The organism is Endozoicomonas euniceicola, assembly GCF_025562755.1.
Classification (GTDB): domain Bacteria; phylum Pseudomonadota; class Gammaproteobacteria; order Pseudomonadales; family Endozoicomonadaceae; genus Endozoicomonas_A; species Endozoicomonas_A euniceicola.
Map to the genome: position 1 here is coordinate 1,518,020 of NZ_CP103300.1, position 24,980 is coordinate 1,542,999.

Annotated in this window: 22 protein-coding genes; 10 read left to right on the plus strand and 12 right to left on the minus strand. The window is 46.7% G+C overall.

Going from position 1 to position 24,980, the window contains the following annotated elements; translation table 11 throughout:
- Positions 1–1,272: 1,272 nt before the first annotated feature.
- From NX720_RS05830 to tnpA, 9 genes are all read right to left on the minus strand, one after another.
- Positions 1,273–2,052 carry a hypothetical protein gene (locus NX720_RS05830; protein ID WP_262600018.1) on the minus strand — a complete coding sequence of 260 codons (780 nt, stop codon included), beginning with the start codon at positions 2,050–2,052 and terminating at the stop codon, positions 1,273–1,275.
- Positions 2,036–2,944: a hypothetical protein gene (locus NX720_RS05835; protein WP_262600019.1), complete on the minus strand. Its 909-nt coding sequence runs from the start codon at positions 2,942–2,944 to the stop codon at positions 2,036–2,038. The genes NX720_RS05830 and NX720_RS05835 overlap by 17 nt, the downstream gene beginning before the upstream one ends.
- Before the next feature lie 169 nt (positions 2,945–3,113).
- Complete coding sequence (groL, locus tag NX720_RS05840) at positions 3,114–4,757, minus strand: chaperonin GroEL (RefSeq protein ID WP_262600021.1); 1,644 nt, start codon at positions 4,755–4,757, stop codon at positions 3,114–3,116.
- A 65-nt stretch (positions 4,758–4,822) separates the two neighbouring features.
- Complete coding sequence (locus NX720_RS05845; protein WP_262600022.1) at positions 4,823–5,116, minus strand: co-chaperone GroES; 294 nt, start codon at positions 5,114–5,116, stop codon at positions 4,823–4,825.
- Positions 5,117–5,268: 152 nt separating this feature from the next.
- Entirely contained in the window at positions 5,269–5,739 is a 471-nt protein-coding gene (locus NX720_RS05850) for an FxsA family protein (protein ID WP_262600023.1), read from the minus strand.
- Positions 5,740–5,837: 98 nt separating this feature from the next.
- On the minus strand, positions 5,838–6,167 hold the full coding sequence (locus NX720_RS05855; RefSeq protein ID WP_262600024.1) for a DUF2789 domain-containing protein: 330 nt from the start codon (positions 6,165–6,167) through the stop codon (positions 5,838–5,840).
- 48 nt (positions 6,168–6,215) lie between these two features.
- On the minus strand, positions 6,216–6,995 hold the full coding sequence (locus tag NX720_RS05860) for a hypothetical protein (RefSeq protein ID WP_262600025.1): 780 nt from the start codon (positions 6,993–6,995) through the stop codon (positions 6,216–6,218).
- A 154-nt stretch (positions 6,996–7,149) separates the two neighbouring features.
- The gene (locus NX720_RS05865) at positions 7,150–7,896 is read right to left on the minus strand and encodes an IS701 family transposase (protein ID WP_262600026.1); all 747 of its coding nucleotides are present in this window, start codon (positions 7,894–7,896) and stop codon (positions 7,150–7,152) included.
- A gap of 249 nt (positions 7,897–8,145) precedes the next feature.
- Entirely contained in the window at positions 8,146–8,574 is a 429-nt protein-coding gene (gene tnpA, locus NX720_RS05870) for an IS200/IS605 family transposase (RefSeq protein WP_262599592.1), read from the minus strand.
- Positions 8,575–8,639: 65 nt separating this feature from the next.
- Here tnpA and NX720_RS05875 point away from each other — a divergent pair, with 65 nt between their 5' ends.
- From NX720_RS05875 to NX720_RS05885, 3 genes are all read left to right on the plus strand, one after another.
- Complete coding sequence (locus NX720_RS05875) at positions 8,640–9,812, plus strand: RNA-guided endonuclease InsQ/TnpB family protein (protein WP_262600028.1); 1,173 nt, start codon at positions 8,640–8,642, stop codon at positions 9,810–9,812.
- 218 nt (positions 9,813–10,030) lie between these two features.
- The gene (locus NX720_RS05880) at positions 10,031–10,678 is read left to right on the plus strand and encodes a hypothetical protein (protein ID WP_262600030.1); all 648 of its coding nucleotides are present in this window, start codon (positions 10,031–10,033) and stop codon (positions 10,676–10,678) included.
- Between the two features lie 393 nt (positions 10,679–11,071).
- On the plus strand, positions 11,072–12,712 hold the full coding sequence (locus NX720_RS05885; RefSeq protein ID WP_262600032.1) for a Na+/H+ antiporter NhaC family protein: 1,641 nt from the start codon (positions 11,072–11,074) through the stop codon (positions 12,710–12,712).
- A 17-nt stretch (positions 12,713–12,729) separates the two neighbouring features.
- Here the strand turns inward: NX720_RS05885 and NX720_RS05890 are convergent, their stop codons facing one another.
- The gene (locus tag NX720_RS05890; RefSeq protein ID WP_262600034.1) at positions 12,730–13,440 is read right to left on the minus strand and encodes a HugZ family pyridoxamine 5'-phosphate oxidase; all 711 of its coding nucleotides are present in this window, start codon (positions 13,438–13,440) and stop codon (positions 12,730–12,732) included.
- Between the two features lie 92 nt (positions 13,441–13,532).
- Positions 13,533–14,525, minus strand: a complete 993-nt coding sequence (locus NX720_RS05895; protein ID WP_262600036.1) for a DUF481 domain-containing protein — start codon at positions 14,523–14,525, stop codon at positions 13,533–13,535.
- A 316-nt stretch (positions 14,526–14,841) separates the two neighbouring features.
- Between NX720_RS05895 and NX720_RS05900 the strand changes: the two genes are divergently transcribed.
- From NX720_RS05900 to NX720_RS05910, 3 genes are read left to right on the plus strand one after another with little or no spacing between them, the layout of a single operon-like run.
- Entirely contained in the window at positions 14,842–15,168 is a 327-nt protein-coding gene (locus tag NX720_RS05900; protein WP_262600037.1) for an MGMT family protein, read from the plus strand.
- Between the two features lie 18 nt (positions 15,169–15,186).
- Positions 15,187–15,372 carry a DUF2496 domain-containing protein gene (locus NX720_RS05905; protein WP_262600038.1) on the plus strand — a complete coding sequence of 62 codons (186 nt, stop codon included), beginning with the start codon at positions 15,187–15,189 and terminating at the stop codon, positions 15,370–15,372.
- Between the two features lie 12 nt (positions 15,373–15,384).
- Positions 15,385–16,770 carry an AmpG family muropeptide MFS transporter gene (locus NX720_RS05910; protein WP_262600040.1) on the plus strand — a complete coding sequence of 462 codons (1,386 nt, stop codon included), beginning with the start codon at positions 15,385–15,387 and terminating at the stop codon, positions 16,768–16,770.
- Between the two features lie 50 nt (positions 16,771–16,820).
- Here NX720_RS05910 and NX720_RS05915 read toward each other — a convergent pair whose 3' ends face one another.
- Entirely contained in the window at positions 16,821–18,173 is a 1,353-nt protein-coding gene (locus tag NX720_RS05915) for a hypothetical protein (protein ID WP_262600041.1), read from the minus strand.
- Between the two features lie 340 nt (positions 18,174–18,513).
- Between NX720_RS05915 and NX720_RS05920 the strand changes: the two genes are divergently transcribed.
- The 4 genes from NX720_RS05920 to NX720_RS05935 all read left to right on the plus strand — a co-directional run bounded on the left by NX720_RS05920 (position 18,514) and on the right by NX720_RS05935 (position 24,872).
- Positions 18,514–19,899 (plus strand): AmpG family muropeptide MFS transporter, encoded by a 1,386-nt coding sequence (locus NX720_RS05920; protein ID WP_262600042.1) that lies wholly within the window; start codon positions 18,514–18,516, stop codon positions 19,897–19,899.
- 15 nt (positions 19,900–19,914) lie between these two features.
- Positions 19,915–20,775: a serine protease family protein gene (locus NX720_RS05925; protein ID WP_262600043.1), complete on the plus strand. Its 861-nt coding sequence runs from the start codon at positions 19,915–19,917 to the stop codon at positions 20,773–20,775.
- 217 nt (positions 20,776–20,992) lie between these two features.
- Entirely contained in the window at positions 20,993–22,873 is a 1,881-nt protein-coding gene (locus tag NX720_RS05930) for a hypothetical protein (RefSeq protein WP_262600044.1), read from the plus strand.
- A 226-nt stretch (positions 22,874–23,099) separates the two neighbouring features.
- Positions 23,100–24,872 carry a hypothetical protein gene (locus NX720_RS05935; RefSeq protein WP_262600045.1) on the plus strand — a complete coding sequence of 591 codons (1,773 nt, stop codon included), beginning with the start codon at positions 23,100–23,102 and terminating at the stop codon, positions 24,870–24,872.
- The last annotated feature ends 108 nt before the right edge of the window (positions 24,873–24,980 follow it).

Below are 24,980 nucleotides of genomic sequence, written 5' to 3' on the forward strand. Positions count from 1 at the left end.
CATCCACAACCTTATACCACTCCAGCCTGATATCAATATCGTGTCCTTTGAGGTACTCACGGGCTTGCGTTATAGCAGCCATTCTGATTTTATCCGCTGACTGCTTATCTGGTTGGGGTTTTATGTACTTGAAGATATCGTCCCCTTCGCTATCCATACAAACATTACCGGGTGTCATCACATTGCAAAAATCATAAACGTCTTCAGCTTTAACCGCCGCTGCATAGTGAGTGCTTTTGTCACAAAACGTAGTACCAACGATAGCAGCTGCACGATTAATGTCTGAGATTGAGAGCCGCCAGCCCTCAGGTGCTGCTGCCAACTGGTTCAGTAGCTCAAAAAAGCCTCGATAGCATCGCTCCAGATAGCCACATTCATTATTTAGCCGGAAGCGCTCACTGGCACCATCGCAGCGACTCCCTTCAATCATCAATCTGAATAGTTCGGTGTCAGATTCAGGCAACCCGGCTCTGGCCAGCCCTTCTCGCTCCCACGTCTGAAATGCCTGCTCAAGTTTAACGCTCTGATGTACTCCTTCAACGAAGTGGGTAAATGCTCTCAAAACAAACGGTTCAGACTCTAAGTACCCTGCGTCTCTGAGGTTTGATTGGATAAGGGTAAAATATTTCATGGCTTCACTCCGAACCGCCTCCTCCTTCTGTCCAAACTCCTCACTCAATTCAGCAGACCAACGGCTAGCAATATTCTTCCCCGGTTCATCAGGCACAATGTAAAAAAATTTGCCTTTACGCTCATAACTGGCTTCATGACCGCGCATCAAACTACAGCCCGTCATATAACTGCTATTCAGCGCTTCGCCCACTTCTTCCGGGATGTTTTCATCAAAAATATCGCTCAATTCAAGTTCGGGCTCTGGCTTAAAGGGATCAGGAAAGAGCGTGTCAGCACTGAAGAGGGAGGGCGTTACTTTCGACTCGCTTTGCGCCGTCATCAAAGCCGTTTGACTGGCGCTCTGGAGTTCACGCTGGAGAACAGGCTGTCCAGAGTCAGCTGCGGGGCTACTGTCCGGTGTTCGCTGAAGGTTCAGGTACCCCATAACGTTCCTGAGCCCTATGACCATCCGATTATAAAAACCGGATGCATAATCGGGGTGGTGCTCACTGTTGACGGCACTGCCCTGGCTTGTGGGGACGGAACCTTGTCCGGAACTGCTTGAAATCATTTCTGCCTAAACCTTCAATGGAGCTTCAGGATGTTTGGACAGAAAATAGCGCCACAGGTTCCGAAAAAGCTGACTAACCGACCGTTTAGCTATTCCTCGGGCCGGGCTGGCTCAGATGGCTGCGGAGGTTGCTCAGGAGCCGGTTTTGGTGGCTTCTTTTTGGGCTTTATGATTCTTTCAATCAGGACGGTTCCTCCCGAATAATCCACTTTCATAGAGGTTGGCACTGCTTTCAACGCTTGACTCAAATGCCTCTGCATTTCTTCATCTTTAGCGTGTTGTTTTCCAAGCTTGTGACTTAGCTGAACAAATTTTTCCTGTAGCGCCTGAAATTGTACTTGTGGTGGTTGAGGACCTAACGCTGTCTGGCATTCGGCAAACCCACCATTGATAGCTTCTCCAACCTCCCTCAACAAATGTTCCATATTCTGCCCTCGCAAAGCTTCCTGATCAGGAGGAATAATAGAGACCATACGATCGTCAATCTGAACTTTAATCATCAACCCCTCTGGTGGAGTATCAGGGGATTCCAGCGCTCTCCGGGCCTGGGCAAGAATTTTCAGTTTTCCACTCATCGCGGACAACTGATTAATCGCGGTCAACACTTCTTCTCGCTGTCTTAACAATGCCTCAGGTGAATTCTTTTTACCCATACCTGTCGTTGATGTTGCCTCAGGCTGGGCTGTCGCCTTTCTCTCCGCCAATGGTTTTCCAGCCGTGCTGTCAGGATTCAGGCCTCGCATTTTCGGCGATACATCAGGAGTCGCAGCAGAACCTGTGCGGGGTTGCTCTCCTTCCGGCGTAGTACTTTCAGTCAACGGTTTGCCTGAAGGTGAGGGGGTAGATGGAATGTTACGACTGCCTTCCATGGTCTAAAAACCTCCAAAATTTTCCTGCCAGCGTTACGGGCTCTGGCTTGATCATTTCCAGATCTTTCATGAGCCGTTCTGTTTCTTCTTTTCCCAGTCTCTCTAGCGTCAGTTCAGGGGTTTCATCTTCTGAACCTTCAGTGGGGGCTGGCTGTTTGACATGAATGATCGACCGCCGGTGTTGCAAATCCTCCAACCGTTTCTGCCAGTCATTATCCGGCTTACCTTTTTCAGATATCTTAGCGCCCACATCTTTCAGCATTTCCTGAATCGTCGACAGTCGCTGATTGAACGCTCCCAAATTAAACCCGGTAAAGGCCGTATTGTTGTACTGCTGAAGCAGTTCTTTGGCCAGCTTTGTCAATTCCGCAACATCACGGTTTTTAAGCGCTTTTTTATCCGGAGGAATCAGCCGTATTGGTTTATCTTCACCCGGTAACCGAATGACCACTTTAACGCCTTTGAGGGCTTTGGACGGGTTATCCAGCGCGGCAAAGGCTTTGCCAAGAACAGTATGCGCTTCAACCTTTTGATATTTGTCGTCGGCTTCATTCAGCAAGGCTTCCTGCTCGGCTTCCAGCTCTTCAAGCGTACTGCTTTCTCTGGCCTGGTGAGCCTCTTCCAGCTCTCTTTTCTGTTTGGCCTTAGGGCTTTCTGCGAGCTGGTTGGAAGGCGGTGTGTCTGGCTGACTCGCAGAGCGTTCACGAATTAAAGTGCCAGGAGTCTGGTTCGGTGCAATTCCGCCAAGCTGCCGTCTCGGACTGCCCACTCCTGTAACAGAATTTCCATTGAGCCTTGCCGTTGAGCCTGCTGAATCAGCAGCACCTGTGCCACCTGTGGAAGTTGTAGAAGGAGCCGGTACTCTGGAGCCCGGAGTAATACCACTCGCCATAGACATTTACCTGTCAGGTTTTCAACAGGTATTAAATCGGCGGGTTGCCACAAGCCTGCATGTCAGGCTGGTATAAAGGTTTGTGAAAAAAAAGCCGTAACACAAAGGCTACGGCTTATACATCAAAAGATGTGGTTTGAAACCAGGTTTCAGACAGTCAGGGGGCTGATCACATCATGCCGCCCATACCGCCCATACCACCCATACCGCCCATATCAGGCATTGCAGGTGCTTCTTCCTTAGGCTCGTCAGCTACCATAGCTTCGGTGGTGATCATCAGGCCAGCAACAGAAGCAGCCGCCTGCAGAGCAGAACGGGTTACCTTGGCCGGGTCCAGAATACCCATTTCGATCATGTCGCCGTATTCGCCGGTTGCAGCGTTGTAACCAAAGTTACCTTCGCCGGAGCGTACCTTGTCAACAACAACAGAAGCTTCGTCACCGGAGTTGGCAGCGATCTGACGGATTGGGCCTTCCAGGGCACGCAGAACCAGTTCAACACCGGCTTTCTGCTCAGGGTTGATAGCGTCCACTTCGATAGCAGACAGGGCGCGTATCAGGGCGACACCACCACCAGCCACAACGCCTTCTTCAACCGCAGCGCGGGTAGCGTGCAGAGCGTCTTCTACGCGGGCTTTCTTCTCTTTCATTTCGACTTCGGTAGCAGCGCCTACCTTCACAACGGCAACACCGCCAGCCAGTTTGGCTACACGTTCCTGCAGTTTTTCTTTGTCGTAGTCGGAGGAGGAGTTTTCGATCTCGGCACGGATTTGCTCAACACGGGTAACGATGTCAGCCTGGTTACCAGAACCGTCAACAACGGTGGTGTCTTCCTTGGTGATCGCGATGCGCTTGGCAGAACCCAGGTCTTCCAGGGTAGCGCCTTCCAGGGACAGACCGATTTCTTCAGAAATAACGGTAGCGCCAGTCAGGGTAGCGATATCCTGCAGCATGGCCTTACGACGGTCGCCGAAACCTGGTGCCTTAACCGCGGATACCTTAACGATACCGCGCATGTTGTTCACGACCAGAGTCGCCAGCGCCTCGCCTTCAACGTCTTCAGCAATGAGCAACAGAGGCTTGCCTGCTTTGGCAACATTTTCCAGTACTGGCAGCAGATCACGAATGTTGGAGATTTTCTTGTCAACCAGCAGGATGAACGGGTTCTCCAGTTCGCAGGTCATGCTTTCCTGGTTGTTGATGAAGTAAGGAGACAGGTAGCCACGGTCGAACTGCATACCCTCTACTACGTCCAGTTCGTTTTCCAGACCGGAACCTTCCTCAACGGTAATAACGCCTTCTTTGCCCACTTTTTCCATGGCTTCAGCGATGATCTGACCCACCAGTTCGTCAGAGTTGGCAGAGATAGTACCAACCTGAGCGATAGACTTGCCGTCTTCACACGGAGTCGCCATACCTTTCAGCTTGGCAACCACTTCAATAACAGCCTTGTCGATGCCGCGCTTCAGGTCCATTGGGTTCATGCCAGCGGCAACGTACTTCAGACCTTCGTTCAGAATGGACTGAGCCAGTACAGTAGCGGTAGTCGTACCGTCACCCGCCTGGTCGTTAGCCTGAGAGGCCACTTCCTTAACCAGTTGAGCGCCCATGTTCTGGAACTTGTCAGCCAGCTCGATTTCCTTGGCTACGGAAACACCATCTTTAGTGATGGTTGGCGCACCGAAGGATTTCTCCAGCAGTACGTTACGACCCTTAGGCCCCAGAGTCGCTTTAACGGCGTCAGCCAGAACGTTAACGCCTTCCAGCATTTGCTTGCGAGCTTCGTCGCCGAACTTAACCTGTTTTGCTGCCATGATTGACATCCTTTACGAATTTTTAAAAACAGTTGTAACCGGACTCCTTCGGGAGTCGCAGACAATCAGTCTTCCAGAACAGCGTAGATTTCGCTTTCGGACAGAATGATCAGTTCTTCACCGTCGATCTTAACGGTGTCGGAACCGGCGTATTTGCCAAAGATCACTTTATCGCCAATCTTTACGCTCAGGGGACGAACTTCACCGTTGTCCAGAACAGTTCCATTGCCTACAGCTACCACAGCACCCTGGTTTGGTTTCTCTGTAGCGGAACCTGGCAGAACGATGCCGCCAGCAGAGGTAGTTTCTTCTTCTTCACGACGAACGGCCACGCGGTCACGCAACGGACGGATTTTCATCGATGCATCTCTCCAACTGTTTATGCCGAATATTCGGCAGTCAACTTACAATGAAGGTTGGGTGGATTTCTGTTGATACCCACCCAAACCGAACCTGTTATACGGTGATACTCTAAGTAGGGATACGGTTAATCTTTTTCAAGGGGACAATTCTATTTTTTTTCATCTTCCCGCTTGAAGTCCCCGTCGAAGGTGTTGTGCAGACCTCGGCTGGGGTCAATATCTTCACGGTAATACTGACCTTCGAAGGTGGTGGAAGACTGGTGCACCTGCCAGCGTCCACTGGCAATCATTTTCTTAATAAGGTATTTACGTACTGGCGGAATAAGCAGGGCCATCCCGAAAAAGTCAGACACAAACCCCGGAAACATCATGAACAGGCCACCAATGGCAATCATGAATCCCTCCACCATTTCTGTCCCGGGCATTTCCCCATGCGCCATACGTTCACGGGCTTTCAGCATAGTACTGAGTCCCTGCCGGCGTAGAACCGCCATACCGAGAATCGCCCCTAAAATAATCAGTGCAACCGCATTCAGCCCCCCGATGGCGCTGCCGACTTCAATCAGCACCAGCATCTCAATAACGGGGAACAGTAAAAATAACCAGATTGGGAATCGCATGGATGACTCCGTATTTATAAGTACTTTCTATCTGGAGGCATACCGTTGAAATACAAGGTAAGATTACAAAATTTTTGCTTTGGACAGCCCATACATCATCAAAACCTCCTGCCAATAAATGGTGTTTTTTTTCTGGCTCTCAGCAATACATCAAACTCATTGACTGCTTCGCACCAGTCCGAGTCCTGATCGTGGCTTTCTATGAGAAACTGTTTTTGTGCTGGCTGCCAGAAACCGGCTTCAAAAATAGATTGCTGTTCCGTCAGTGAATGCCCGGAAATGAATTGCTCGATGTCTTCTGGTGTATTGCTCAGTCCCAACTGGCTGAACAAACTCTTCAGATCATGCTGGAACTCAGGTTTAGATTTCTTGAAACATGAACGTTCGGTAAAATATTTAGCGTCGGCGCAGCCAATCCCGTCAGGCACACAATTTAAACCTGCCTGAACCGTTTAAATCATTGGTTCTGAGTTCATTTATGCCGCTTTTTCCAAAAAACTATCCGAACGTTCGTTTTTATCCGGCAATTTCAGCTCTAATTTTTGCTCATATCGGTTCCAGCAGCCACGAATTCGAAACTGCGGAATAATCCAAAACAGCGCGCGCCTAAGGGAAGCAGCAGAACATAATATACCGCTGTTGGCTTTTGGCTTTTGGCTTTTGGCTTTTGGCTTTTGGCTTTTGGCTTTTGGCTTTTGGCTTTTGGCTTTTGGCGGTTGGCGGTTGGCGGTTGGCGGTTGGCTGTATGAGCAGCTAATAGCCAAAAGCCAACAGCCCGGTAAGTTATTGAATGCTGCGCCCCTAAGCATTCCGGCCGTGACTGTATGGGGATTCCTCCAGGCAGTTTTGGCCAGCGCAATGGCCGCTGGATTTTGACAAATGGTCAGCAATTGCACCAGCGCATACCCTGCCATTTTAATGTGCATCCACCGTAACAGCGTTCTGAGTTTCTGCTGCCATAAATGCTTGCATCCAAACTCGTGTTTAAGTTGCTGGAACATAGGCTCTATAGGCCACCTGAGCGAGTAGGCTAATAGCACTTCATCGGCTTTCAAGTCAGGATTGGTGGACAGAAACAGTTTAGTTTCTGTTTGTCCCTTGTCGTTTTCAAAACAACTCCAGACGACTCGGACAATACGGCCTTTCAAAAAACGAGCTCGGCAAATACAAGAACGAAAAGAGACAGTCCGGTTCTTTCTGTAAAGCCAGAGAGTCATCTTGGTCTCTGGTAATTTATCTACTTCCTCAGGTGTCATTTTGACACCGTACTTAGGGAAGCAGCAGAACATAATATACCGCTGTTGGCTGTTGGCTGTTGGCTGTTGGCTGTTGGCTGTTGGCTTTTGGCTTTTGGCTTTTGGCTGTATGAGCAGCTAATAGCCAACAGCCAACAGCCAAAAGCCCGGTAAGTTATTGAATGCTGCGCCCCTTACGCTTGCGGCCTTTCCTTTTGAAAGGAGAGGGAGGAAGTGCATCGACTGGAAGCGCATAAAGTGCCCGGTTTTTCGGTATATGACCAATGACCTCATACCCAAGCTCAAGCGCGGGCTGCATCATGGTATGATTCATAAACCAGCAGTCAGTGAGCAGGCGCAAAGCTCGCCCCTGAAGACTCTGTCGTACAGATTTCAGCATGGCCTTTGCAATTTTAAGCTTGCTGATGTTGCCTGACTTAGGTGATGGAAAAGCCATCACTGGAATCGCAGTATGCACCTTGTCTGATGGTCTATGGAAAGGAATAGCCAGAAAGACCCAACATTGACCAAGGAGATAAGTACACCGGTTCTTTTTCTTGCTGTGTTGGTGATGTATTCGGCATGCCGGTGCTTTGTCAGAGCAACGTTCGAGTGTCAGGTCGTCGAGAATCAGGGGAATGGTCTGACCGTCAGGCACTTTAGAACTGACCAGCAATATCAGACGATGCGCCAGGTTTCGCCAACGCCACTTACCTTGGGAGACCCAATGATGGTAGCTGTTCCAGAAATTTTCGTAGTGGATCGTCAGAAGGGCTTGTGTAACAAAGCCTTCGCCAGAAAGCATGCCACCCAGAAGTAACTCACAGAACGTTGGTGCCGCAAGTGGTGATAGCGCTTTTGCAAGAAATGTCGTATATAAAGAAAGCTCTCGAAGGATTACTTTCTGATCTGAAGTGAGCATGGCAACCGCTTTTTCCTGGTAGATGAAGCGGTTGCTTAACCTATCTCAGCATCAAAAAATACGAAACGTTAGTACTTATAATTCTCTAAACTTGAGATGCTGGAAGACTTCCATGCTTTTCTCCGCATTCGCTCAGATTTACATCAGTATACATCCTGGCGTGCGACGCGCTCTTTTAGCAAAATCGTCGTAAACCCTCGCCCAATGCGGGCGGGGATATAAGACGGGAAGGCACAGAGCCTTCCGCCATCAATCTGGTGTACTCTGGCTATTAACGTAGTCCTTCAGAGTCTCGATAGTTGCACCGCCAGCACTGCAAGCAAAGTAAGACCTTGACCACATTAAGCCTGCTTTGCTCTGAGCAGTAAGGTGGGTATTCAGCATTCGCAACCGTCTTGATGATGTTGATTTGAGATTATTTACCATGACACTGATAGCCAGTTTTGGTGGGTAGGCCACCAACAGGTGTACGTGATCTTTTTCGCCATCCATTTCAAGTAACTGGCATTCCAGTTTTTCACATGCACTCTCGAACGACTCCCGTAACTGCTTGATCATATAGCCATCAAAAAGCTTTCGTCTGTACTTTGTCGTGAACACCAAATGAACAACCAGCTTGGTAACGCTATGTCGTTTGCGAAGATACCCTTTAAGCAAATCTTTATTGTGTGCGCCCACTTGAAAACCTCTTTCAAATACCTGTAATATGAAGTTTATATTAATGAGCACTGAAATAACATTCCATGCTGAGAGCCACCAAAGTACGAATCTATCCAACATCAGAGCAGGCGGAATTTCTCGACCGTCAGTTTGATGCTGTGCGGTTCGTATGGAACAAGGCCCTGGCTATTAAGGTTCATTATTACAAGGTTCGTGGGCAGAGCCTTTCTCCCAAAAAACACCTGAAGCCCTTGCTGGCAAAAGCCAAGAAAAGCCGAAAGTACTCATGGCTGAGAAACGCTGACTCTATTGCACTGCAACAGGCCACTATCAATCTGGATACGGCCTTTCAAAACTTTTTCAATCCCAAATTGCAGGCAAGATTTCCTCGCTTCAAGAAAAAGCATGGCAAGCAAAGTAGCTACCATTGTACGTCTGTCTCTGTGGGCGATAACTGGATAAAAATCCCCAAGTGCAAGCCCATAAGGGCTAAAGTGCATCGTGAAATAGTGGGTAAGGTGAAGTCTATCACCCTGAGCAGAACGCTAACCGGCAAGTATTTTGCCTCCATATTGGCTGATGATACCCAGGAACAACCAAAACAGATTGATAATCTTGAAGCTAATCAGGTTGTCGGTGTTGATATGGGGATTACTGATCTGGCTATCACCAGTACCGGCCATAAGACTGGCAATCCTCGCTTTCTGAAAAAAGCACAACGTAACCTGAAAAGAAAACAACAGGCTCTATCTCGCTGCAAGAAAGGCTCAAAAGGTAGGCACAAAGCCCGTTTATTGGTGGCAAAGGCGTATGAGCGTGTAGCCTTTGCCCGTAATGATTTTCAGCATAAGCTATCAAAACAACTCATCGACGAAAACCAAGCGGTGATTGTGGAGACACTGAAAGTTAAAAACATGCTCAAGAACAAGCGTCTTGCTCGTTCTATTGCTGATGCTGGCTGGCACTCACTGATAACCAAACTCGAATACAAGGCAAAGCAGGAAGGTAAACATCTGGTGAAGATAGACCAGTGGTTTGCATCCTCTAAAACTTGCTCAGTCTGCGATTTGAAACAGGAAAAAATGCCATTGAGAATCCGATCATGGGAGTGTAGCTGTGGTGCTATCCATGACCGGGATATTAATGCAGCTCGCAATATCAAGAAGCAAGGCATATTGAAATTAAAGGCGGAAGGACTGTCCGTTTCTGCTGATGGAGGCTTGCGTAAATCCGGCAGACTGTCGGTTGCTGCCTAAGAAATCAGAAGCCTCACCCGATAGGGTGGGGAGCAGTCACACAATATAACCTCTCACTGCCGCACAGTGGAAAATCCCGCAAGCCTCGTTAAAAAAGGTCTACCCTCAAATGGCAAAAATTACAAAGAGAGTAGTGGAAAGTGGTTTCAATCTTAAGACTCTGGCCTGTAAATCTGTCCCAAAAGGTAGCAGGTACAACCTTTTTGCGACAGTCTCTTATGCGATTGGCGCTTGCACTGACTCTATTAATCCAGGCGAATCTGTCGTATCCGGCGTGTACCAGCCTGCTGAGCCTTTTCGATAGCAGGCTTGCTTCCGCAGCAACCGGACAAGTTATCAGTCAACACTCATTGCTGATGCCAGATGCCTTGACAGCAAAACTTTTTAAATATGGGGTATTCATTGGGGTTTTAGACTCAATGCGAGTCACCATCAGTAAATTGCTTGAGTGCCCGGTACAAAACACCCACGAAGTGACTCTGTCAATGGCCATGCCGACAGTTCGAACGATAATCTCGGGATTGATACATTCTTACTTATTGGAAAATTACTATCATCTTATAGATCCTGTCATTTACTCAGGCCTTTATGCCGCAGCCGATACCCTCCTGACCGGCTCTTCCAAAACCACAAACTATGACCACGACTCCGCGAACACCTCTTATATCTCTTATCTCGGCTCCAGAATAAATAATGCTCTCTGGCAATGCAGCCTTGCCATGGCTTTAAACGTTGCCGGAAGAGCAGTCGCATCACGCTTACCAACTCATAAGCACGCTGCAAACCTGGTTACACAACTGACACTGATCTATGGAACAGCATTAGCCTATATCACCTACGCTGAGCTTAAAAATAGCGTTTATTGAGTTGTAAGGGGACTGGGCTGGCTCTCCCCGCCCTGCACAGGCTTTACATACGGCAAGCTGCCAGGTTGCAGAAACAGCAAGTATCTACCAAGCTTTGTGCGGCTGGTTTCACCAGATTGTTCAGGGGGAGTCTGTACGATAAAGACGAATCAGCTAATGACTGAGGGTATCTCTATTCTCTGGCAGGTAAGCGCGTCCGGAGGGTAGGTGTTTATGATCTATTAGGGGTTTTGTAAAAGAATCATGCATTCACCAACAACTTTTTCAAAATCGAAAGGATGCTGCTTTCACCTCGGTCGCCTGGCGCCTCTGGCACTTTTTCTACTGTTTCTGACTCTGTCATTTTGGGTCGGAAGAACTATGACACCGATATTTCAGGTTCAGGAACAGGTAATGTCTCAGGAAACCGCCCCGGACGGTTCCAGGTTTGTTCATTTTCAAAACCGAGACATTCCACTGTCTGAAGTTCTCCCTTATTCTCAAAGTCCGTTGAACCCTTCTAACCTGAACCCGTCAGCTTTGAAACGTGAGCTTCCGGATCATACCCTGGCTTGGCGGACAGGCTCCGACGGCATGCCTCAGGCATTAAAACTGAGTGTTGTTCGACACTGGGGAGGTTGGTCATTACTGCCTGTCCTGACCGCCATTCTTCTGTGTTTTATGCTCAAAGAACCCCTGACAGCACTGCTCGGAGGGTTGCTTGTGGGGAGTATGCTGATCGGCCAGTATGATATTACCCAGATACTGGTAAACAGTATCGGCCAGCCGGGTTCTGCCATTCTGCTCATTTTGTACCTTTGGCTGCTGGGCGGCCTGAGTGGTATCTGGGGAAAGACAGGAGCAGCAAGGGCCTTTGCCCGTTTTTTGTCGCATCATTGTGTCAAGGGACCTGTTTCAGCAAAGTTAGTGGCCTGGACTCTTGGTGTCCTGATGTTTCAGGGAGGAAGCATTTCTGCCGTACTGGTAGGCACCACCGTGACGCCCGTTGCCGATCAGGAAAAAATCTCAAAAGAAGAACTGTCGTATATCGTAGACTCCACCTCTTCTCCTGTAGCAGTGTTATTAGCCTTTAATGCCTGGCCGGGTTTTGTACAACCTTTACTGGTTGTCAGTGGTGTTAGCTTTCTGGCTACAGAGTCCGACCGCCTGAAATTCTTTTTCCAATGCCTGCCCTTATCGTTTTACGCTATTTTGGCGGTGCTGGGTACTTTTCTGTTATCGATCGACAAGGCACCCTTCATTGGGCGGCAAATGAAAACAGCCATCAAACGGGCTCGAACAACAGGGCAGTTATCAGCACCAGGTAGCCGCCCACTGGCATCTCGTGAAGTTGACACGGCTTCGGAGAACTATCAGCCATGGGTACTGGAGTTTGTACTGCCGCTGGCCGTACTGATCGGCACCGCGCTGATGACTTTCTGGTTGCGCGGTGCTCCACAGATTCTCTGGGCCTTTTCTGCCGCCTTTATACTGGCAGGTGGTATTGCCCTGGTGCGGGGCATGGGTCTTAATGACCTGATAGGTGGCGTGGTTGATGGCCTGAAATCGGTGGTATTCGGCTCAGTTATTATTTTGCTGGCCGTCACCATGGGGCATATAAGTCAGCAGACAGGAGGGGGGGCGTTTCTGGTCAGCCTGCTATCAGAGCGGTTATTGAGTGTTTACTGGCTGCTGCCTGCCCTGTTATTTGGATTGAGTATTGTGGTTGCCTTTTCCACAGGTACCAGTCTGGGAACCTATGCTGTTGTTTTCCCACTGGCCATGCCCCTGGCCTGGAGCCTGACTCTGGGCCTTGGCCTGGAAGAAAGCAGTGCCTGGCTTTTTATGGCATTGTGTTTTGCCTGTGTGTTGAATGGCGCAGTGTTTGGTGACCAGACTTCACCCATTTCAGACACCACGGTTTTATCAGCACTGTGTACGGGGTGTGACCTTATGGATCATGTCAGAACCCAGTTACCACAGGCCATGGCTATGGCCGCTATAGCCACCGTGTTATGGACACTTGTCGCATTTTTTGGGTGCCCACAGCCGTAAAAACAGACGCGTATCACTTAAGCTGCCCGGGCCATGTCCACCAGCGTTTTTCTGACTGCCATGGGTTCATCCACCGAAGCCGGAAAAGCAATACGTACCACCTTATCGCCAAGTAACAGATGCATACCCTCTCCATCAATACCTGCCATTCCGGGGGAAACGCCTTCAGGAATCACAATGCCTGCATTAATGCAGTACTTCACCATAGCATCCACATGATCTTCATTCATGTGGCTCACCATGCCACGCTCTGGCTGGCCATAAAATGGATTGGCTTTCATCATCAAGTCATTTTTAACCCAGAAAATTTTCCCAAAACCGCCAATAAAACGGGCTCGCACCAGATTGATACGATAAAAGTCGAAGTCATGGGTTTTATGGTAATCCCTGGACTGCGGAAAAAAAGCATAGTAACGCTCTGCCAGTGGTTCGAAGTCCTCTACTTTTTCAGCATCACCCAGCCAGGTCAACCGCCCACCTTTATGCACATCATTAACGCCTGTTTCACTGATAATCAGGGAGACCTTGGGGTTTTTCTGGATATTGCGGGTGTGCTGGGCAATGCGGCTGATAAGAATAACTGGCTGCCCGTTTTCGTCCAGACAATAAGGCATGACTGAGCCAAAGGGGTAACCCGGTACGTCATGGGAGTGAGTAGAAAGAATTCCATGATATTCATTTAGCAGTAATTCGCGGGCTGCTCTGGCGGCTTCAATTTTATTATTCATTCTCAACCTCGAATATTGACTGGTTACCATTCTGGTTTTGATTATTTTTAGTGCGGGTCATTATATAGAGATGAGATTGATTATCAATAACGCTACCAGTTGTAGCCAACACCAAACTTTACCTGGGAGTCGAGCGTTTTCTCATTTTCACCGGGCAGACTGTCAAAGTCGAACTTCTGAGTCACATTGAGCGACAGATTATCGGTCACTTTGTAACGAACGCCGTGTTCGCCGTCCCAGATCCATTGATTCTGGCTCTGAATCCGGTAATAAAGGCCGCTATCAACATAGTATTCCAAGTCACTCATCAGGTATCGCCTGTGAAACAGCTTCCAGCCAATGGCGAGATTCTGCTTCTTGCCTTCCCGTTCATAGGTTTCCCAGATCTGGGTGAGTCCCACGCTGTTTAGCAGTGCCTCAGTGGAGGTTTCGCGAACTCTGTAACCAACAAAACCACCGATATTGGCACGACTGCGAAGGTTTTCCCGGGAATGGTAGCGTTCTTTGGATGACACATTAACAAACCAGTGTTCAGTAAAATAACGACTGTAGTCGTACTGCACGTCCCAGACATCTTTCTTCCAGACACCCTCGTCTTTTCGCTCTACATCCACACTCCACTTCAGCCGGTTCTTGTTCCACTGGTCATTCAGGTGCATCTGGCCATTCATCCGGTAGCGGGACTCAATGTCGTTGCCGCTCTTACTATTCAGATTAACATTGACATTTCCCCCGAACTCCCATTTATCCTCTAAGGTCGGTTCCGACTGAGCCATACTGGCAACGGGCCAGGCTGCTGAAAATTTTCGTTCATAACCATCTTCATCGACGATAACCAGATTATCACTGCTGCCTCGCAGCTCCCTGAGCTGTGCCTGGTTTTCACCAATCAGGTTAATCCACAAGGGGTTATCCGTTTTAACTGAACGAACATGCCGCCAGTTAACGCTCAGTTCACCGGCATAAACGGTGTTCAGCTTCAGTATTCCAGCATCCAGACCGATCACCTCACCAGAGATCATGTCTCCATTTTCAAGCCAGACCGTATCAGCCCAGCCAGCGCCTGTCAGCATAGAAGACAGCACTGCACAGCCTTTAAGGAGGTTCGCCAAAAACCTGAAACAAACATTGGGATTACGGCCCCGGAACACCTGGAGCTTCATGAATACCTTGAAAAGACCTCTGCAACGATGGGAATAACAAGTATCTTTGGCTATAAAAAATGCGTAAGAATTCCATAGAACAGCGGTATTACTCAAGACAATTTAACTGCGAATAACCCTTATAAAGTGTCTCTTTGCCTGTTCGATCAGTCAGGCTCAGAAGCTGAACGCCAGGGAGGTTACTGAAAAAATGCTAATGAACCCAACGGAAGATTTAAGGTATTCTCAGGTATTTTTAATGGAGCACTCCTTGCAAGCACCATTCAGTCATACCGATATCTGGCTCGTCCTCAGCCAGGTGCCTGAAGGCAAAGTCGTTACTTATGGTCAGCTGGCCAGAATGGCGGGAGCGCCCGGTTATGCCAGAGTCGTTGGTAGTATTCTGAAACAGCTACCCAAAGGTTCCGGGCTGCCCTGGCACCGGGTGATTAACTGCAAAGGACGTATTTCCTTTCCGGAAGACAGTGTGAAATATAATGAACAAAAGAAACTGCTGGAACAGGAAGGCGTGACCTTTACCGCCGGTAAAGTCAGTCTGAACTGCTATGGATGGAACGGAGAATAACTATGTACGGGAATAGCTATGGACAATCTGCCTGAAGAAATGACGCTGGCCATTGAAATCATTCGCCAGCTGGAAAATCTGGACTACCCACCCGAAACCATACTTCAGGCGTTGACCATTATCTGTCAGGATACCCTGAACAAGCTGTCAGAGTCTGACAGGAAAAAATGGCAGCAGTTTTTGCTGGGCAGCCTGAACCAATAAAATAGAGCCTCTATGCCTGTTGTACCTTCCAGAACCCGGTTGATTTCATGGTGGGATGCCATGAAAATCTATCGACACCCCCGCGCCCTCACACTTTTCTTCATGGGCTTTTCCGCCGGTTTGCCGCTGATGCTGCTATTTTCCAGCCTGTCATTCTGGCTAAGGGAAGCCGACGTGAGTCGTGCCACCATCGGCTTCTTCAGCTGGATAGGACTGGCCTACAGCGTCAAGTGGATCTGGTCACCACTGGTTGACCGATTGCCTTTGCCGGTACTCAGTCAATTATTAGGTCGTCGTCGTTCATGGCTGCTGCTCAGCCAGATAGCCATTGTCGCCGGACTGCTGGGCATGGCCTTCACAGACCCAGTCCTGAACCTGACCAGAATGGCACTTTTTGCCGTACTGGTAGCCTTCAGTTCCGCAACGCAGGATATTGTGATTGATGCCTTCCGTATCGAAGCCGCTGAAGAGCGCCTGCAGGCCGCTCTGGCAGCGACTTATATGTTTGGCTATCGTCTGGCGATGATGGTGGCGGGTGCAGGTACTCTCGCTATAGCGGCCCGGGCAGCAGGCGACAGTACGGATTACCAGCAGTCCGCATGGATGGTCGCCTATCTGTTTATGGCCGGTTTTATGGCGGTTGGCATCATCACCACATTCGTTACCCGCGAACCAGAGGTTAAAGTCGAAACTCCAAAACAGGAACAGCGAGTCACCCGTTGGATGGCACAAAAGGCGCACCTGCCAACCCCCATGGTAAAAGTGGCAGGCTGGTTTTATGGCGCTGTAGTCTGCCCCTTCTCAGACTTTTTCCGTCGTTATCGCTGGCATGCCCTGTTGTTACTGGCCCTGATCAGCACTTACCGAATCTCTGACATTGTTATGGGCATCATGGCCAACCCTTTCTACGTGGACCTGGGTTTTACCAAAAATGAAGTAGCCACCGTCACCAAAATCTTTGGCGTCATTATGACGCTGATGGGTGTCACCCTGGGTGGCACACTGACTATGCGTTATGGCGTGATGAAAATGCTGTTTACCGGGGCGATTGCGACTGCCATGACCAACGCCCTGTTTGCCGTTATGAGTCTGGTGGGCAATAACGTTTACTGGCTGGCCCTGGTGGTTTCAGCAGACAACCTGGCCGCTGGTATTGCCACATCAGCCTTTATTGCCTGGATGTCGAGCCTGACCAATGTCCAGTACTCTGCCACCCAGTACGCCCTGTTCAGCTCTATGATGCTATTGCTACCCAAGTTTATAGCGGGCTTTTCCGGTGTGATGGTGGATGCCGTTGGCTACAACTACTTCTTTATTTTCTGTGCGCTGTTGGGAATACCGGTGCTGGTTCTGATCTGGATGGCGAGCCGGTTTCTGGAAACCAGTCAAACAACCTGACATCAATGCAGTGAGCCCCTTGCGGGCTCACCCTGAACTTGCAGGAAGTATTACCAGTCAAGGATACTTTTTTGAATTTTAGTAATTTCCTTCTGAGCCTTAACTGCAGCGTCCCTGAGAGACACAGAGGCAGATTCAGGAGTCTTTGTTGTCAAATAAAGCAGGTTTACATCCACTGGAATGTTTTCTACGGGTTCTCTCCAATCAAGTTCTTCGTCTGGACGAATCTCTGCATCCTGCTCAGATATTTTCTGAAAGGCTTTGTCCAGCCAATACCCCATCAAGTAGCTCTCATCAGCGGATAGCAGAGAGTCTCCACGAGCAAAAAGATACAATATGTGGGGAAGCGCTTTTGTTAAAATCAGGTCGTCGGACCATGAGAAAGGTGAGCTGCTCTCAATTGAATTGTCAATTTCCACAGAAATATCCCAAAGAATGATGGAAGAAAAATATTCTTGAGGACGTTTAGAGGGATCGAGTTCTGTTTGGCCAAAGTGATTCAGAGTGGAAGTTTCATTGTACTTTGGTTTGAGATCGTTCACATACTGGTCGTTACTGTCAGGCTCTTCAGAAGAGGATAAGAGCCACTTACGCCAGTCAAGGTACGGATTAACAAAGACTATTTTATCCAGCCAGAGAGAAACCATATTACGGATACGCGGTTTGACCAGTTGATCGTGTTCGCTGGAAAAAATTAATTGTAATATGGGTTTTGCGACAATCCGCAGACCTGCATCATGACGATCCAGTACCTCTTCGAAAGACAGAAAATAAAGGTTAGAATCTTGAGCTTTTTTAACAGCCGCATGAATAGCGCATATAGTGTTCCAAAGCCATTGGGATGGAAATTCCGACGGTATCGAGTCTGTGGTCAGGGTCTCGTAGGTAATACCGAAGTTTTCTGCCTGGGTGACAAGCTCACCGAATGTGTACTTTTGTCCTGATTTTACTGTCTTTTTGCATTTTTTTTTGTGAACGATTTCTTTGTGATTATTTTTGGCAATTTCACGTTTAACTGGTTTTTTGTGATACTCAGTATCGTCTGGCTTATTGAGAGGAGCCTGAACTATAGATGGTGACGATTGATAATTCCGATACTTTCCAATCAAAAAATAGTTACAGAGCCACTTTAAGAATTTATTGATAGATATTTCATTATCCCGGCCTGACATGTGGTGATGGTGTTCTATTTGCTTAAGCAGGGATAACTCAATCGTATCAGACTGAAGAGACAATCGTCGTATGTCTCGCCTTTCAACTCCGGAAATTTGAAATAAAGGGTTATTCGGTTCGTGATGATGAGGCTCAATACTCACTCCCGGCAGAGCTTTGGATGAAGGTAAATAAACCAGAAAGAGTACAGTCGCACAAATAGACAGAACTTTCATAATAATAACAACCACCTTTCAGAGGAGTATATTTTTCTGAGCTGCATAAACAATCTGTGAAAAACTTTCCCCATTCTTGTTAATTAACGCAGGCAGGCTAACTATTCAGCACCCGGCAAAGAATGATGTCCGTAATTCTTTACTGGCATTGAATTATAGAAGTCTTCTCGTTGTACGCTACAAATGATCTTCCTGTTGAGTTTTTGCTTTTTGTGTAGACAGGTTACGCTCAGGTCAGCAGAACTGACGTATACGTTAATAAATAACCAATGCTACAATTTGAACCTCAAGTAATAAAAGGTGTCTATAGCTACTTAATTTTTCCAATAAAAAATTAACAACCCCGGAAAGCTCAATGACAGACCAGAAAACACGCTCCAACAACTGGCGGCAAACGTTGTCGATCTACCTTCACCGTCGTGCCATTACCCTGTTTTTTCTGGGCTTTTCAGCAGGTCTTCCCATTTTACTGGTGTTCTCGAGCTTATCCTTCTGGATGCGGGAAGCGGATGTCAGTCGTTCAACCATTGGCTTTTTCAGCTGGATAGGACTGGCTTATGGCTTTAAATGGGTCTGGTCGCCGCTGGTTGACCGAATGCCACTGCCGCTGTTAAGCACTTTTCTCGGTCGCCGCCGCGCATGGCTACTGTTATCTCAGGTCGTTATTACCGGCTCCCTGGTGGGCATGGCAATCACCGACCCGGCCCTTGATCTGTGGACGATGGCGCTGTTTGCCGTCATGGTCGCTTTTGGCTCTGCCACTCAGGATATCGTCATCGACGCCTACCGCATTGAATCCGCCGATAAAAACCTTCAGGCAGCTCTGGCAGCCACTTACATGGTGGGCTATCGCCTGGCCATGATTCTGGCAACGGCTGGCGTACTCAGTATCGCTGCATGGTTCACCGTGAATGAAGGAACCTATGACCAGTACCCCTGGCGTATGGCTTACCTCATCATGGCCTGTTGTATGGGAGTGGGCATTATTACCACTTTGATGATCAATGAGCCGGCAGAACCTCCCAGACAAGAGCTGGAACTCAGGGCTAAACAGTGGATGGCTGATAACGCTCATCTGCCTGGCTTTATTGTTCACACTGCTGGTTGGCTGTACGGCGCTGTTATCTGCCCTTTCATGGACTTTCTGATTCGCTACCGCTGGCACGCACTCCTGATACTGGGATTAATCAGCACTTACCGTATCTGCGATGTGGTAATGGGCATCATGGCAAACCCGTTCTATGTCGACCTGGGCTACACCAAGCAGGAAGTCGCTGCCATTTCAAAAGTCTATGGCGTCATTATGACACTGGTGGGCGCTGCCATTGGCGGCGTCCTGATGGTGCGCTTCGGGGTGATGAAGATTCTGTTTACCGGTGGTTTACTGGCAGCGGTGAGCAACCTGCTGTTTGCTTTTCTCGCGGGTGTAGGTCATGACATTGCCTGGCTGACCGTTGTGATCTCACTGGATAATCTGGCGGGAGGCGTAGCGACTGCTGCTTTTATTGCTTACCTGTCGAGCCTGACTAACGTCAGTTACTCTGCCACCCAGTATGCGCTGTTCAGCTCCGTCATGGCTCTGTTTCCAAAGTTTCTGGCTGGTTTTTCCGGCGTACTGGTGGACTCCATAGGCTATGCTTCGTTTTTCACTGCTACAGCGTTGATGGGTATTCCGTCACTGGTTCTGATACTGCTGGCATGGAAATTAAAAGTGGCGTCAGCAGATGAAAGAAAACCATAAACATGAGGAGTCACTGTGTCCAACATTCAAACAATAAGAGCAGTACTGTTTACGTCCCTTTTGTTCCCGGTATTCTGCTCAATGGCGGAGACCAGCACGAAGGCTATAAAAGCAGGTGTATCCAACTGGCTGGCTTCTCTGGAAACCATTGACTTTAATACAAATCCAATAAGCTGCCACGCTGTTATTATTCATAAAAACTGGGCTTTGACTACCAATGACTGTGTACCGAAAAAACAGCACCGGAAAGAAACGATTGTGGGACGGTATTATCAGGAATCACTTGAACCTTGGGAGAAAATAGTGCTTCGCTTCTCAACTGAATCGGAGAAAAAGGGTGATCAGGTTACAGTCTCAGAGGTATGGCGTCCGAGTACATACCATACTTCTTACCCTATTCTGTTAAAACTGGAATCAACACTTAATCCTCCCTTTCCCACTTTGTCTTTTAAAAAACACTCATGGTTTGATGAACTGGGAGATCGCCTCCCTTTGTGGACGGTGTATTATTTGGAGAGGCTGAAACACGAGAATGCTGTAAAACTTCCTGAAATCAATTTACATTTTCATCCTGTCAGAGTGATGGATCAGTCAAACTGCCATCCCTTTGTCAGAGCGTTGGACTGGAAAATATGCTCAATTCCTGAAGGTTCCGGACAGGTATTAAGCCGTGAATTTCAGAGAGGGGCAGTTTTGCTGGATAAGAACTCTATGGTAGTAGGATTAGGCTACGCACCGGACCAGTGGAATACGACAGAGACAATGAATTATTTTATTCCTCTGGGTCTAACGCCATTCGAAAATTTTATAAAAGAAACTACAGGCATAGAGAATCAGCCTGATATTAAATTAATAAAAGGCGTTTCTGAGCTATAGCAACACAAATTTTGCTGACAAAGCTCATTTCATATTAGAGAAGACTGGTTTTTGAGTAGTTACGTTGCATAGTCTATGCTCTGCGAACTCACGGAGAAATAGCAGAGCATGACGAGCATCGAATCAGCTACAGCCTCACTTGAGAAAATTGCTGCTTGTTCTGCTGTCATTGTAAAAGGTGAATAAAATATCACATTAATCAGCAAGAGGATTCACCATGCTAACAAGCGCCACTTGTCTTTTGTTCTTAGTTTTTTCTTTATTTTCCAGAACCCTCTTAGCTGGAAATTTACAAAACCCACTCCCTCCTTTCATGGGAAATCTTCCTCCAAAAATGAATGGGAATTATTTACCTACCTGGCAAATGCCGATGTGTTCAAAACTGCTTAATGATGATATTGAGATGTTGGCCAACGAAAATCAGACTGAGAAACACGCAGATGATTTTGATGATGACCTGGGTTTCCGTTTTGGAGCAGACCCCGAAGAAGAAACTGACGCCCCACTTCGCCAGAATATCCCCGAAGATGAGAATGAATATAAGTTAGTTCAATTAGAATGGAATGGAATACTAAAAAAATACGTCGTTGTCGTAACAAACTTCCTGCCGATGACTCTGAAAACAGAGGGTAAAGCTCCTGTTTATGACAGGCTTGATTTTGAAGAAGATCTTGAGTTTGCAGAGCCAGACAAAAAATCCATTTGCGTCTCCCTGCCGGTAAAGTCATCCTCTGAAAATAGTTATCCAGTGAAACGAAATGGTGAAACCGATGATGACGAAAGTTCTGATGGTTCATCCAATTCAAAAGAATCAGAAGATTCGGGCAACGATGCTTCCGGGTACATAATTCCTTCTACGAAGAACTGTGATTCGAGTAATTCAGAATATTTTTTGAAAACCGTGCAGATAACAACGAAAGACGACGACTGCACCTTTATAGAAATATTCGACAGCCACCACCTTAATTCATGCAATCTGACAGAACTGGGAGAAACAGAGCTGCAGGCTGACAACCCTGAACTATTTGCAACAAAAGAAAAGGCTATTGAAGCCTTCCAGGCATTAAAACAGAGCAAGTTTAAAAAAACTAAGCACACCATGGAATATCAGGCAATAGCAAGATTAATGTTCAAGCACCAGCACAGACCAGTTGTTGAGCTGATAGAAAAACATCCAGAAATGTTTCAGACAATGGAAGATGTCTGGAGTGCTATTCATACTTACAAACTAAAGAAAAGCTTTGAAAAAAAAAAAGCGGGAGAAGAGCAGGCTCAGCCAAGCTACAAAAATGAAGTTCTGGAAGCATTAATTTCATATCAAAAGCAAAACCCTCCTTTTCAACATATTTTTTCCAGCACTGATTCTGATAATCTGAAAGAAATTGTAACTTATCCGATGTTTTATGAAGATTTTTTCCGATGTGTTGCCCGCGCTCTCTTTATTCACTTAAAACCAGAAGATGATGATGCTGAACTACTGATCATTTGTAACAATGATCCTGAAGGCATGGGAACCTTAACGTCAAATGGAGCTACTGAACTACAAGAAAACTATCCTGATCTTTTTCCGGCAGCTGATTTTGCTCTTTTGGTTTTTAATGAATTATTTGATAGACCAGTTCCTGACATAAAGAATATTGATACTCTTCAATATCAGGCCATTGCAAAACTTGTTCAAGATCACGTTGATGCAAATAGTATAAAATCCTTTATCGTGGATGATGAATACTGCTGTGGAGAACCTTATACTAAGACAATTCCATACAAAATGTTTAGTAGTGGCTGCTTAGAATTTGGTACATCTGATAAAAGTTTTTTTATATCAAAAAAAAGTGAGGAAAATTACGAGCAGTACTGCTTTTCAAAAAAAAACTTTTTCCACCTTAAAAATTTTGTTAATAACCCTGAAATGGATTCAGACTCTAAAATAAAAACAATAAGCCTCATTTTCCCACCTGATGACAAGGAACTTACCCCAAAAAACGTCTTTACGAATATAGATTTTTTGATAGGGGATACTTATAAACGCGCAGAATCTTCATTCAATGAACATTCTAATAAGCGTAGAAAGCTGGACAAGCAGGATAGCCCTCGCTAGTAACTGCTCAGAAACTATAGGCGAAGTTGCCCATGGATTTTTCACTGTGGGTTACATCGTCTATGCTCTAAAAGTGTACATAGAAACAGCAACACCTGATGTATCGTTTTAATCAACAAGAGAAATCACCATGCGAACAAGCGTCACTTGTCTTTTGTTCTTAGTTTTTTCTTTATTTTCCAGAACCCTCTTAGCCGGAAATTTACAAAACCTACTCCCTCCTTTCATGGGAAATATTCCTCAAAAAATGAATGGGAATTATTTACCTACCTGGCAAATGCCGATGTATTCAAAACTGCTTCATAATGATATTGATAAGTTGGCCAACGAAAATCAGACTGAGAAACACGCTGATAATTTTGATGATGACCTGGGTTTCCATTTTGGAGCAGACCCTGAAGAGGAAACTGACACCCCGCTTCGCCAGAATCTCCCCGAAGATGAGAATGAATATAAGTTAGTTCAATTAGAATGGAATGGAATACTAAAAAAATACGTCGTTGTCCTAACAAACTTCCTGCCGATGACTCTGAAAACAGAGGGTAAAGCTCCTGTTTATGACAGGCTTGATTTTGAAGAAGATCTTGAGTTTGCAGAGCCAGACAAAAAATCCATTTGCGTCTCCCTGCCGGTAAAGTCATCCTCTGAAAATAGTTATCCAGTGAAACGAAATGGTGAAACCGATGATGACGAAAGTTCTGATGGTTCATCCAGTTCTGAAGATTCAGAATATCCAGAAGATTCAGACAGCGATATCTCCGATGACATAATTCCTTCTACGAAGAACTGTGATTCGAGTAACTCGGAATATCGTTTGAGAACTGTGCCGATAATATCGAATGATGACGCCCGCACCTTTCTACTAATAGGCCCCAGCGACTGCCTCAACTCATGCAATCTGACAGAGCAGGGAGCAAGAGAACTGCAGGCTGACAACCCTGAACTATTTGCAACAACAGAAGTGGCTATTGCAGCCTTTCAGACATTAAAACAGAATGATTTTAACGAAACCACGCACACCCTGGAATATCAGGCAGTAGCAAATTTAATTTTAAAGTACCAGGATGTACCAACTGCTGAGCTGATGAGGAGTTTTCCCGAACAATTTCAGACAATAGAAGATACCAGGGAAGCTATTTATGATTTCAAACGTAAAATAAATACTGAAAACCAGAACCCGTCAGAGTCCGAAAAAGCTCTGGCAGCATTTTTTTCAGATCAAAGACAGAATTCTGTTTTACAACAAATTTTTTCCGGCACAACTTCCGATAACCTGGAAGAAATTTTTACTGATCTGATGGATAGTCGATCTTTTTTCCAATATGTTGCCCGCGCTCTCTTTATTCACTTAGAACCAGAAGAAGATGATAGTAAACTACTGATCATTTGTAACAGAGATGCTGGGGGCATGGGAAGGTTAACGTTAAATGGAGCAACCGAACTACAAGAAAAATATCCTGAGCTTTTTCCGACAGCTGATTTTGCTCTTTCGGTTTTTGATGAACTATTTGCTGCAGGAGCTCCTGATACCATGGATGTTGACACTCTTCAATACCAGGCCATTGCAGAACTTGCTAAAAAGCATATCAGTAGAGGTCGTATAGGTTATTTTATCTTTGATGAAGAAAAACACAGGGGAGAACTTTATATTGAGGAAATTCCATACGAAATGTTTAGTAGTCGCTGTTTAGGTTTTGGTATATATGATGGAAGTTTTTTTATATCAAAAGCAAGTAGAGACAAATATAAGAATTACTGTTTTTCAACAAAAAACATGTTACACTTTAAAAAATTTGTTAACAACCCTGAAACAGACTCCGACTATAAAATAGAAACAATAAAGCTCCTTTTCCCACCTGATGATAAGGACGTTACGCAGAAAGCCGTTCTTAAAAACATAAACTTATTGATAGGAGGTTCTTATAAACGCGCACAAGCTTCTTTCAATAAACATTCTGATAAGCGTAGAAAGCTGGACAAGCAGGATAGCCCTCGCTAGTAACTGCTCAAAGACTGTAGGACGAGTTGACCATAGATTTTTAACCTTGGCTTACATCGTCTATGCTCTAAAAGCGTACATAGAAACAGCAACACCTGATGTATCGTT